Source organism: Candidatus Protochlamydia naegleriophila (assembly GCF_001499655.1).
GTDB classification, from domain to species: Bacteria; Chlamydiota; Chlamydiia; order Chlamydiales; family Parachlamydiaceae; genus Protochlamydia; species Protochlamydia naegleriophila.
On the sequence record NZ_LN879502.1, the window covers coordinates 528066 to 540692 of the forward strand.

A 12627-nucleotide genomic window follows, 5' to 3' on the forward strand; every position below is an offset into this window, starting at 1 on the left:
TGAGTGGGCTTATGCCCTTTGGAGCGGACAAAAAGACTGGGAGTTCATTTACAATGAACTCCCAGTCTTTTTTGGCTCGCTCCTATTTATCCTTCTATCTTGAAATTCATCAGTCTCAAGCTATTGAGGATGACGAGCAATGTCACCCCGACATCTGCAAAGATGGCTAAGGCAAGGTTCGAAAGGCTCAAAAGAGCTAATATAATAAAAATAGTTTTTATCGCTAAGGCAAAGGCGATATTGGTCTTGATGGTCGTCAATGTTTTACGGCTCAGTTGAATTAAAAAAGGAATCACTTTCAGGCGACCATTGAGAATGACGATTGATGCTGCTTCGATGGCAGTATCACTGCCTAAACTGCTCATGGAAATGCCGACATTGGACAAGGCAAGCGCTGGAGCGTCGTTGACGCCATCTCCAAACATGGCAACGATTCCATAGTCGTGCAAAAGTTCCTTAACGGCTTGGGATTTGTCTTGCGGAAGAAGGTCTGCCTTGATGGCTTCTATGCCAACTTTTTTGGCAATTGACTTAGCTACGTTGAGATGATCGCCAGTTAACATGACAGTATGGATCCCAAGGCTTTTTAAGTCTGCAATAAATTGGGCGCTGTTAGGCCGGATTTCATCTTCCAAGGCAATAATGCCTTCCAGGCTTTTATGCGTGCTTACGGCAATCACTGTCTTGCCTTGATTTTGATAAGAATCGATTTGATCAATGAAGGGGTGAGGAACGTGATGTTCTTCCAGAATGAATTCCAATTTACCAATGCAGTGATGCTTATCATCGCAGACAAGGCAATCGGCTTTGGCACCTTTTCCAATAATGCTCTCAAAGTTTTCTACACTATGAGGCGTCAAATTTTCTTTCATGGCAGCATTGACAATACTTTGCGCTAGCGGATGCTCGGAGAGTTTTTCAATGCCTGCTGCACAACTCAGCAGAAGCTCTTTGGAATGCCCATCAAAAGGAATGACATCAGTCACAACGGGTTCTCCAATCGTGAGCGTACGCGTTTTATCAATGGCCATGGCTTTAATTTGCCCAATTGCCTCCAAGTAGCGGCCGCCTTTGATCAAGGCTCCTGAAGAAGAGGCATTGCCAATGGCTGAAAAGATGGAGATGGGGGTTGAGATGACGAGGGCGCAAGGACATGCAATGACTAAGAGGGCGAGTGCATCTGCAAATCCTTGGTCGAATGGACGCTTTAGCACGAGCCAGGTAAATAGGGTCCAAAAAAGGGCTAGCAGGATAACGAAAGGGGTATAGTATTGAGAGAAGACCTCAATAAATTTTTGCGTTTTTGCCTTGTTTTGTGTGGCGTTAAAAGTCATTTCTCGAATTTTTTCAATGGTAGACTCTGAAGCTGTTTTTGTGACCTCTACCTCGAGAAAACCTTGCCTATTTAAACTCCCGGCAAAAATGGAATCGCCAGGACGCTTATCCTGGGCAATAGGCTCTCCCGTAATTGCCGATTCATCTACAAATGAAAGTCCATCTTTGACAATGCCATCTAAGGGGATCATTTGTCCTGGTTTAATCAGGATCGTGGTTCCGATTGCAATGTTCGCAACGTCGACAGCATTGATTTCGCCTTTGACTAAGACGGTCCTGGGCATTTTATTGATCAAAGAGTCTAATGCCGATTGGCTTTTGGCAATGCCCAGGTCTTCTAATTCTTCAGCTAAGGTAAATAGAATAATGACAATTGTCCCTTCTGGATATTCGCCAAGATAAAAAGCCCCAGCGATGGCAATGAGCATGAGAAAATTAATGCTTTTGAAGTTCAAAGCCAGCAAGGCTTGCAAGCCATGCCAAATGGTTTTATAACCGAACAAAAGGGTGAAGGTTAAGAAAAAGGGGAGTGCCAAGGGTTTGGGAAGGTGAATACCGGCTAAAGACAAAAATTCGAAAATACCAATGAAAATTGATCCGGTAATCAACCATTTTAATTTAGATTCTTTCCACATATGGATTCCATTTCAAGAAGGTGATGAACCTTGCGGTTTTGAGAATAACTTATATAAAGCAGGCAGCACGAGCAATGTCAATAGCGTTGCACTGATTAATCCGCCAATCACGACGGTGGCTAAAGGCTTTTGAACCTCGGCTCCAGTTCCCGTTGCTAAGGCCATGGGAATGAATCCAAGAGAAGCTACTAAAGCCGTCATTAAAACGGGACGCAAGCGTATTAAAGCGCCTTTGGTAATAGCTTCTTCGGTTTTTAATCCTTCCCGGCATAATTGGGAGATAGAAGTAATCAAAACAAGTCCGTTCAGTACGGCAATGCCCGAGAGAGCGATGAATCCAACAGCCGCTGATATGGAAAAAGGCATGTCGCGCAGCCAAAGGGCTAAGACTCCGCCAGTCAATGCTAATGGCACGGCTGTAAAAACTAATAATGCATTGCGGATGGAGTTAAAGGCGGCATAGAGCAAAAGAAAAATCAAGGCGAAGCATAGAGGGATAACAAATAGTAGGCGGTTGCGGGCTGAAATGAGATTTTCAAATTGACCACCCCAGTCAAGCCAATAGCCTTGGGGAATTTTAATTTTTTGATCGATCTCTTGCTTGGCTTTTTCTACGAAGCTTCCAAGGTCTCTACCTCTCACGTTGGCCTGTACTGCAATAAAGCGCTTGCCATTTTCCCGTCTAATTTCATTAAGCCCTTCGTTAATTTGAAGGGTAGCTACTTCGTTTAAGGGAACATAAGGAAAGTGGGCTTGCTTATTTCGGCTTTCATTGGCAGGCAAGGGAATGGGCAAATGGCTTAAGGTGTCGAGATCTTCTCTTAAAGTGTCTGGCAATTTAACGATCAAATCGAAGCGGCGGTCACCTTCGAATAGTTGGCCAGCTTTTCCTCCTCCCATTGCAATGGCGACTACCTCTAAGGCATCAGAAACGTTGATCCCTAAACGGCTGGCTGCTTCTCGATCAATTTTGACGTCTAAAACTGGCAAGCCGCTCGTTTGAGTAATTTTCACATCCGCTGCACCTGGAATGGTTTTTAAGACTTTGGCAATAGCCTCTGCGGAGCGCTGCATCAGGTTAAAATCATCACCATAGATTTTGACAGCTAGATCGCTGCGTACTCCAGAAATGAGTTCGTTGAAGCGCATCTCAATGGGTTGTGTGAATTCATAAACATTGCCCGGAATGTTATTGACTATCGCTTCAATCTGTTGAATGAGTTCTTCTTTAGGTAGGCTTGGATTTGGCCACTCATTGCGAGACTTTAAAATGATGAAGGTATCGGAAACATTAGGAGGCATCGGATCGGAAGCCATTTCTGCCGTACCCGTTTTGGAAAAAACATAAGCCACTTCTGGAGTCTTAATCAAAGCATTTTCGATGGTGCGCTGCATTTCAGTTGACTGGGATAACGAGGTGCTTGGTATGCGCATGGCGTGCATGGCCAGATCTTGTTCATCCAAAGTGGGAACAAATTCCTCTCCAATCCTTGTAAAGAGCAGGAAAGAGATGAGCATGACTGCTAAAGAGGTCGAAACGGCTAACCAAGGAAGGTCCAGGGCTTTTTTGAGCAAAGGCTGATAAATCTGCCTAGCTCCGCTGACCAGTACATTTTCTTTTTCTTGCAAATGCCCTTTGACTAAGAGTGCGATCATGGCCGGCACAAAAGTCAAAGAGAGGATAAAGGCCGAAATTAAGGCGAAAATAACCGTCATTGCCATTGGATGAAACATTTTTCCTTCGACGCCAGAAAGCGCAAGAATTGGAAAGTAGACGGTGATGATGATGGCTTGCCCAAATACTGTTGGCTGAATCATCTCTTTGCTTGCCGCCATAACCTCTTGCGAGCGCTCTTGGAAATTTAGGGTGCGCCCTAATGTATGCTGTTTTTGTGCCAGATGGCGCAGGCAATTTTCCGTGATGATGACGGCCCCATCGACGATTAAGCCAAAGTCGATGGCACCAAGGCTCATCAAGTTCCCGCTAATTTTAGCATGCACCATGCCGATTGCTGTCATTAACATGGAAAGGGGAATGACAAGAGCTGCGATTAAAGCGGCTCTAAAATAGCCAAGAAATGCAAATAAGACCGCAATCACCAAGAGGGCACCTTCGCCTAAGTTTTTGGCAACGGTAAGAATGGTTGCATTGACAAGCTTGGTCCGGTTTAACATGGGTTTGGCTTCGATGTCGCTTGGTAAAATCTTGTTGATTTTCTCAAGTTTATCATCCACGCTTTGAGCAATGGTGCGGCTGTTGGCGCCAATCAGCATAAGAGCCGTGCCGACGACTGCTTCATGACCATTATACGTGGCACTTCCCGTACGCATTTCTTTGCCAATGCCAACTGTTGCAATATCGCGTATTCGAATGGGAATGCCATCGCGGGTGGCTACGACAATTGTTTCGATCTGTCCTGATGCTTCCAATCTCTCATCAGATTTGACAAGTAATGCCTCTCCTTGCCTTTCGATGTAGCCGGGCCCGATGCTGAGATTGTTTTTACGGATTGCCTGAATGATTTCATTAAAGCTCAAGCCAAGAGCCAGCATTCGCTCGATATTGGGCTCGATGTGGTACTGTCGAACATAGCCTCCGATTGAGTCGACGCCAGCAAGCCCCCGTATTTCTTTAAGCTGCGGCTTGATTATCCAATCTTGCACTGTACGAAGATAGGAGGCTTTTTCGATGTCTGTTTGGAGCAAATACCTCTCAGGTGTTAAATAGGAACCATCTGGCTGCCATCCAGGCCATCCCTGTTCATTAAGCGTTCCTTGGCCGTTTGGATGCTTGAAATCGACGGTCCACATATAAATCTCGCCGAGTCCAGTCGAAACAGGGCCCATGTGTGGCTCGGCTCCTTCTGGAAGGTTCTCCTTAACCTCGTTGAGACGTTCATTGATTTGCTGACGGGCAAAATAAATGTCTACGTCGTCATCAAATATGGCCGTGATTTGCGAAAAACCATTTCTAGAAAGGGAGCGAGTCATTTGAAGACCTGGGATGCCCGATAAGGCGGTTTCAACGACAAAGGTCAATTGTTTTTCTACTTGAGAAGGGGAAAGGCCAGGAAGGTTAGTATTGATTTGGACTTGATTGTTTGTGATATCTGGGACGGCATCGATGGGAAGGCGTAAAAAAGCATAGATGCCATACATGGCGAGAATAAGAGTGAAAAGCAAAATGCGAAAGGGATAACGCAAGGAAAATCGCAGGGTATTTTCAATCATGGTTAATGCTCGTGTTCTGCGCTGCTTTTGCCAAGCTCGGCCTTTAGCAAAAAGGTTTTATTGGCCACATATTTCTCCCCAGGACTTATGCCGGAAAGGACTTCGACGCTCTCCTGGTCACTCAGGCCGAGCTTAACAAAACGCTTTTCAAATCCATCGGGGATAACGATAAAGACAAAATCCTTGCCTTCACTGCTCTGGACTGCGCTTTTCGAGATAACCAAGGGAAGTAATGTTTTATCAGTAGCAATCGTTGCTTTAACGAAAATACCAGGCCGCCAAAGGCCTTGTGAATTATCTAATTCGGCAACAGCCTTGGCAGCAATCGTCTCATCGGCAACGATCGGGCTGACGTAGATCAGCCTAGCTTGTGCTCGCTTATTTTCGACCGAAGTTGCGATTTCAACCATTTGTCCGGGCTTCACCCTGAAAAGATCTTTGGGATAAATGCCAATTTCGACCCACACGTGGCTTAAATCGGCGACTTCATAAATCACGGATGTATTTTCGATGTATTCTCCGCGTGTAATATGGCGCATGATGACAGTTCCATTGAGGGGAGAGCGAATGGTGTAGAGCCGAAGATCTGGATCTTTTTGCTGGGCAAGTTGATCGATTTCATGGTCACCTAAGCCAAAAGCTTTGAGATTTTGTTTTGCCAGCTGTAGATTAATGAGAGACTCTTCAAAGCTGTTTTTGGCGTTGAGATAATCTTGCCCAGCGGAGACCTTTTCGCGATAAAGCCGCTCTTCTCTTTGGAGCGTCGAATTAGCCAATCTGTTTTTACTCAAGGCTGCCAAAAAGACGGCTTTGACATCGGCCATATCCCGGCTTTCCAAAATGGCCATGACGCCTCCTCTTTGAACCTCATTGCCAATATTTTTGGTTGCCTCGTGGGCTATGCCAGATACTTTGGGAATAATATGAGCTAAAAGATCGGGGTGAAGAATAATTTTTCCGCGCGCAGGCAGGGTCAGCAAGAGCTCTCCTGGCCCTGCAATGCGATAGGCCAGTCCAAGTTGACGAATTTGATCGTTGGTCAGTATGAGTCTATTTTCATCTTCATGATCGTGTTTATGGCTATGTTCTTCGGCCATAGCCACTTCTTTGCCTTCAGCCTCAGCCTTTTTTCCGCTCTCTTCTATGTAGTAAAAGCTGGCAAAAAAAAGAGCTGAGGTGCCAAAGAGAAGAGCCAGTCCATAAAATAGGGATTTTTCGTTAGACATCGCATTAATCCATTTGGCTATTTAAATAATCTATATCGGCACGTTTTGTATGATAATTAACAAGGGCTCGAATATATCTTTCTTTGACTTCGAATAAGGTGCGTTGGGCGTCTAAAACGTCTAAGTATTCGAATTTACCTTCGATGAATCCCATTTGCGCCAATTTAAAGGCGCTTAAGGCCGATGGAAGAGAGCTGTTTTTGATCAGCTCGGCATCTTCAAACGCTCGTATCAATTCTTCATAAGTGATGGCCAGTTTAGATTCTAGCAAAAGCCACAGCTGCCGCCCTTGATCGCCCGTTTTTAGCATTTCAAAGTAGGCTTTTCCGATGTTTCCCTGGTTGCGATTAAAAATGGGTATTGGAACGGAAATGCCTGCAATTAAACCCTGGTTATTCTCTTCATAATTGGCCTTATATCCCACTTGAAGGGTCACATCGGGTATGCGATTAGCCTTTTCAAGGCGCCAATTGTGTTTGGCATTCAAGTAGTAATAAAGGGATTGGACGACCTCTGCCTGATTGCATAACTCGGCCAGGCACTGTTCAAATGTGACAGGGCGCGCGGTGTCAAAAAAGGGAAAGTCTGCTTTTGCAAAGTCGGGACAAGGCTCTGCCCATATGAGAGAGAGCCTTCTTTTGGCATTTTTTAGTTCTACTGTGGCTCTTCCAACTTCAATGAGTGCGGTTGAATGGGCAACCTCGGCCTTGTTCTGCTGAATCAAGGAAAGCTTGCCTGCCTGTACTTTTTTGGTCGCAATGCTCAACATTTCGCGCGCAATATCTGCTTGATCGAGAGCCACGTTTAAAGATTCTTGCGCGGCCATCACTTGGATAAAGGCTCTATGAAGTCGATTGAGTAAGAGAAGTTTTGTGATGTCATACCCAACGAGTGCAGCGTAGTACTGGGAGGAGGCAGCTTGTGTGCGCAGTGTTCTTTTGCCGGCCGTTTCGAAAAGCTGAGACCAAATATAGCGCTCTTCGCGGTTGCTCCAACTTTTCCAGTTGTTATTTCCAGCAAAGTTTTCGACTTCATAGCTAAAAGAAGGGTTGGGATAGAGCCTGGCTTGCTCGACTAGATAATGGCGCGATTGGGCATCATTATTTGCCATGCGTAGACTAAGAGAATAGGTTAAAGTGCGGTAAACTGCTGTGTCTAAGTCTAGGTCTTGTAATTTCTCGGAGGTTGGATTGATGCTGTTTAACAAATTGTCTTGGGCTTGCATGGGCATGATGGCTAATAAAATGCAAAATGCAATTAAGTTAGCACGGATCGTCAAATTCATAATGCCTATTGTCAGGTGATTTCTCTGGCGAGTTGCAAAACTTGAGTCTAGATCACTATCGCATGATGATATGTCCCAATTTTAACAACGCGCCCTATGAGGTAATTTGCCGTTTCAAGGTTCAAGGGGTGTCGACCACTATTCCTTTTAGTTGAAACTCGCTAACCATGGCCGTGTCATTGAGTGGAAAAGGTTGCTCCGGACCAGTTGCCGGAAGGGAAGGGTCAGCAAGCTTAATACCTGTGAAACCCATAAAAGCCATCGACATCAAACCCGACATGATGAAGGTAATGCCCATTCCTTTTAAATCAGGCACAACATTCGAAACGGCAATTTTTTCTCGAATGGCAGCAATGAGCGCAATGGCTAGCCACCAGCCTAAGCCAGATCCAAAAACGTAAACCATGTTGGGAACGAATGGATATTCACGAGTGACAGCAAATAGACAGGCTCCCATGATGGCGCAGTTAACGGCGATGAGGGGAAGATAGAGCCCAAGCGTCATGTAAAGAGCAGGGGAGAGCTTTTCGATCATGATTTCGAGAATTTGAGTAAAACCTGCAATGACTGAAATGAAGAGCAGAAACTCTAGGAAGCCTAGATTCACTTTTGATCCATCAATGCCGAATGTATTTAACCACGACAAGGCTCCAGGTCCTGTAACAAAGCGGTGCACGAACCAATTCAAGATGCCTGAAACAGTCAAGACAAAGACGACGGCAATACCGAGGCCATTAGCCGTTTTCAACTTATTGGAACAGGCTAGGTAGGTACACATTCCTAAAAAGTTGACTAGCAAAAAATTTTCAATGAAAATCGCTTGGATCAGCAAACCAAAAAGATTTAATGCGCTGTAGGCTCCCATCAACATATATTCTCCTTTAGTTCGCTAAGCATTGCCTTGCATTTTTTTTGAAAGATAAATCAAGCCGCCAATCAAAAAGAAAGCGGCAGGAGGGCTCACCATCAAAACAAGGTTTTCATAGCCATTCGGATTGGCAGCTGTCGCATACCAAGATTTTGGAATCACTTGATAGCCAAACAGCTGGCCGAATCCAAACAATTCTCTAATGAAGGCGATAATGAATAAAACAATGGCATAGCCAGTTCCCGCTCCAAGCCCATCTAAAAAAGCTGGAATGGGCTCTACGTTTTTTGCCATCCCTTCAGTTCTTCCCATCACAATGCAATTTGTGATGATCAATCCAACGAAAACGCTTAACACTTTGGAAATGTTAAAGAAATAGGCCTGTAAAAACTGATCGATGATAATTACAAAGACAGAAATGATGGCCAATTGAGCGATCATACGTACGCTGTCCGGAGTAATTTTTCTGAGCAAAGAGACAAAAAACGATGAGAAGGCTGTTACAAATGAAACAGACAGCCCCATCGTGATGGCCACGCTTAAGCGGTTTGTAATGGCTAATGCCGAGCAAATTCCCAAAACAGCCACAAGCACCTGGTTGCCAGACCACAGCTGCGAGGTAAAGTAAGTTGAGACTGGTTGTTCTGATTGACTCATATTACACCTCTAAGATTTGGTTTTGGCAAATGTTTCCTGAACGCTAAGGAGGAAAGGACGATAAGCCGCCAATACATCTTTATATGCATTTGTCACACCGTTGCCGGTTAAGGTGGCTCCAGCCATTCCATCGACGGCGCTTAAGGCCTTTGGCGAACTGCCTAATATTTCATTCACCTTCCCCTTAAGAACGCTGATTCCCAAAGAAGCGCTTTGAAAATCAGTCGTGCCATCAGCACTTTCTTGGAAGATGTGCTTGTTATGAAATTGGCTTTGCCAAGGCGCCTCTGCTATTTCGGCTCCAAGGCCTGGCGTTTCCTTTTGGTCGTACCATGAAATTCCAATAACGGTGTTACCATCTGTTTTAATGGCTAAATAACCGTAAATGGCGTCCCAAAGCCCCATTCCGTTAACAGGAATGACATACCCTTCAACCGGGGCTTGCCCTTCATGCGTTTGGCCGGGCGCGGGATTTTGGAAGATTTTATAGATTAATTTCCAAGGTTCGCGATAGTAGCCTGATTTGCGAAAATCAGTAATGTAGGCTTCTTCATCGATTCCAGCTTCTTTAAATGTGGTCGGCTTGCCTTCGTCATTGACTAAAAAAGGTTGGATGCGCTTGCGATAGACCTCTAAAACTTGATCGTTGCTGGGAGTGATTTTTTTGTCTGTTGGCTCTAAGCTTCCAGCCTTCACAAACTGTGCCGGCACATACTCTCCCTTCTCGTTTTGGATAAGAAAATAGCCGCTAGGACTGATGATGCGGGCAGCCATGAGCATTTGCCTGCTGCGGTCGAGCTCTTTTGCGAGTTCCTGGGGGCCTCGTAATGAGCTTGCCAGCACCGATAAAATCAGGGCGCAGACTAGACTTAAAATGACCATGAAGAGAAGAGTATACTGATTTTGACTCATTCTTGGCTTGCGGTTAGACTCTGACACGGCGCAAACTCCTATTCCTTTCGTAATGAACAACATAGTAATCAATTAAAGGGGCGAAAACATTGGCCATCAAGATAGCTAGCATGACGCCTTCTGGATAGGCCGGATTGATGATCCGGATGATGATGGCAACAATTCCAGCTAAGGCTCCATAAATCCAGCGCGCCAATTTTCGGGAGGGCGATGAAACGGGATCGGTTGCCATAAAGACGATACCGAAGGCCAATCCGCCGAGTAAAAGGTGCTTATAGGCAGGGAAAGTAAAGGCGGCTGGATTCCAGGCACCTCCTTCGGCACCAAAAAAACGAGCCCCCATTTCAAAAAGAAAGGCCGTGATAAAGGCTCCAAGTGTCATGCCGACCATCGTGCGCCAAGAGCCGACTCCTGTCCAAATGAGAAGAATGGCTCCGAGTATGCAGGCAAGAACAGATGTTTCACCCATGCTGCCGAGCTTGTCTCCTAGGAAGAAATTCCAATCACCATTGTGCCCTAGGCCATAATCCAGTGAAGCAAAGTGATAAGCATCTTCGTAATTACCAGAAGCTAGGCCCAATCCCCCTTCATTTAATGGCGATGTCACAAATTGCCTTAGCTGATCGGGCTGCAGCTCTGTTAATGCTGCTTGATGGTTTCCGGCTTGATTCCAGTGCTGAAATTGCTTTTCAATGGCCGGAAAGGTCCCTACATTAGCGCCAATATCATTGGAGGCAATAGCGTCAACATGGATGCGTTTGATTTCGGGAGTCACATTAAAGCGGGCAAGATGCGTGGCTTGGCTATAGCCATCCAACGTTCCTGTTTGAGCATCGTGGTTCATCTTAAGCAAACTTTCGCGTGTCACTGTGGAATTGGTCCCGACCCATACGTCGCCAGACATTCTGCCTGGGAAGGTAAAGAAGAGAAAGGCCCGGCAAGCCAAGGCTGGATTGACAATATTCATTCCGGATCCACCAAAGACTTCTTTGCTTAAAATCACGCCAACTGCTACTCCAACTGCTGCCATCCAATAAGGAATCGTAGGAGGAAGAATGAGTGCATAGAGTATTCCCGTGACCAGTAATCCTTCCGAGATTTCATGGCCGCGAACCACGGCAAATAGTGCTTCGCAAAGGCCGCCTACCGCATAAGAAATGATGATGATCGGCACAAGGGCTACTAAGCCATTTTTGATGATCGTTAAAAAGCGGCTGTCTTTAAAGGCGAAATCGAAATAGCCCTGTAATGAATTTGCTCCGAGCAAGTACTCATTCATGAGCTTGTAATCGCCGCTTGTGTAAACAAAATTTTGCAGGCCTGTATTCCAAATGGCTGCCAATAAGCAGGGAATGAGGGCAAAGATGACAATGATCATCCAGCGCTTCAAATCAACCGCGTCGCGGATGTGCGGTCCTTTCTTGGTATTGATGGGCGCTTCATATAAAAAGGTATCTGCAGCCTCAATGAGGGGACGCATTTTATGAAAGACTTTTCCTTTTTCAGTCAAAGAGAGTTGATAGTCCAACAATCGTCTTAGCATGCTTTCACCACTTTACTGTTCTTCACTGTCATACAATATAAAGACCATTCTCTTATCCAATGAGGGGAAAATGGGTATCAATTCAATCTTTTCTTACATAGTTATTTCTGTGTCAGGCTATCAAATTCAAGTGATCTTGCAAATAAAAAAATCTGGGAAGAGCTCTCTAATCAATCAAAAATTGATTCCTCTTCTGCAAAACTCCTGTAGCAAAATAGCTATTCGATGATGGGCAAAATCTGATAGTGAACCAGAGTCGACGTTTTTGTATAGGGGAAGGGGCAGACGACCCTGTAAGGAAGCCCTGTTGAGGCTTGATAGGTATAATAAATTAACGTATCTCCTTCGATTCGTGGGTCATGCATGACTGATACGTCAAAAATTTTATAGTCGGTCAGCCGATATTCAAAAACGTCTGCTGGATGCTTTCTCTCCATTTCTACCCGTTCCACGTAATACTTTTGATAATCGGTGATTTTATCGATGCAGTGAAATTGACCCCCTTTCCAAAAAAAGTTGGAGATTTGGGCAAAGGCCTCGATGTAAAGAGGATCGGATAGTTCCGGGATTTGATCGATTAAAAAATAGAAATGGGTATGGGTTTGGTCGCGATAATCAACGACCGGTACTTGGTTTTTCAATGCTAAATAGAGAGTATGGGAACCAATGATGATTGTTTTCACAGGAGTTTTGAGATCCATATTTCCTCGACGTTTTATCCGTTTCTTTGACAATAGTAGAGTTTATTTTTTGCGACTAGATATTTATCTTTTGAAGAAGAAAAGAGTGGCTGTATAAAAAATAAAGCGCTAGTGAGATCAATAGGATGAGAAAAACTGAGAGAGGAACTAAGCAATCAGGTGGATTTTAAAGTCCTAAACACGAGATGGCAGCTTCATTCGCCTTCTTCATGCACCCGGTTTTGATGCAATAAA

9 protein-coding genes are annotated in these 12627 nt (G+C 44.9%); all 9 read right to left on the minus strand.

The annotated features are described in order from the left end of the window. Window positions 1-86 precede the first annotated feature (86 nt). The gene (locus PNK_RS02100; RefSeq protein WP_059059999.1) at window positions 87-1970 is read right to left on the minus strand and encodes a heavy metal translocating P-type ATPase; all 1884 of its coding nucleotides are present in this window, start codon (window positions 1968-1970) and stop codon (window positions 87-89) included. A 12-nt stretch (window positions 1971-1982) separates the two neighbouring features. Next, window positions 1983-5201 carry an efflux RND transporter permease subunit gene (locus PNK_RS02105; RefSeq protein ID WP_059060001.1) on the minus strand — a complete coding sequence of 1073 codons (3219 nt, stop codon included), beginning with the start codon at window positions 5199-5201 and terminating at the stop codon, window positions 1983-1985. Window positions 5202-5203: 2 nt separating this feature from the next. Continuing rightward, the gene (locus PNK_RS02110; RefSeq protein WP_079992762.1) at window positions 5204-6427 is read right to left on the minus strand and encodes an efflux RND transporter periplasmic adaptor subunit; all 1224 of its coding nucleotides are present in this window, start codon (window positions 6425-6427) and stop codon (window positions 5204-5206) included. A 4-nt stretch (window positions 6428-6431) separates the two neighbouring features. Next, window positions 6432-7712 (minus strand): TolC family protein, encoded by a 1281-nt coding sequence (locus PNK_RS02115; protein WP_059060003.1) that lies wholly within the window; start codon window positions 7710-7712, stop codon window positions 6432-6434. Window positions 7713-7833: 121 nt separating this feature from the next. Further along, window positions 7834-8583: an NADH:ubiquinone reductase (Na(+)-transporting) subunit E gene (gene nqrE, locus PNK_RS02120; protein ID WP_051981854.1), complete on the minus strand. Its 750-nt coding sequence runs from the start codon at window positions 8581-8583 to the stop codon at window positions 7834-7836. Between the two features lie 18 nt (window positions 8584-8601). Continuing rightward, on the minus strand, window positions 8602-9237 hold the full coding sequence (gene nqrD / locus PNK_RS02125) for an NADH:ubiquinone reductase (Na(+)-transporting) subunit D (RefSeq protein WP_032125031.1): 636 nt from the start codon (window positions 9235-9237) through the stop codon (window positions 8602-8604). Window positions 9238-9246: 9 nt separating this feature from the next. Next, window positions 9247-10176 (minus strand): NADH:ubiquinone reductase (Na(+)-transporting) subunit C, encoded by a 930-nt coding sequence (nqrC, locus tag PNK_RS02130; protein ID WP_231909274.1) that lies wholly within the window; start codon window positions 10174-10176, stop codon window positions 9247-9249. Next, window positions 10163-11692 carry a Na(+)-transporting NADH-quinone reductase subunit B gene (locus PNK_RS02135; RefSeq protein WP_059060006.1) on the minus strand — a complete coding sequence of 510 codons (1530 nt, stop codon included), beginning with the start codon at window positions 11690-11692 and terminating at the stop codon, window positions 10163-10165. The genes nqrC and PNK_RS02135 overlap by 14 nt, the downstream gene beginning before the upstream one ends. Before the next feature lie 218 nt (window positions 11693-11910). Next, entirely contained in the window at window positions 11911-12393 is a 483-nt protein-coding gene (locus PNK_RS02140; RefSeq protein WP_032125033.1) for a hypothetical protein, read from the minus strand. Window positions 12394-12627 lie beyond the last annotated feature (234 nt).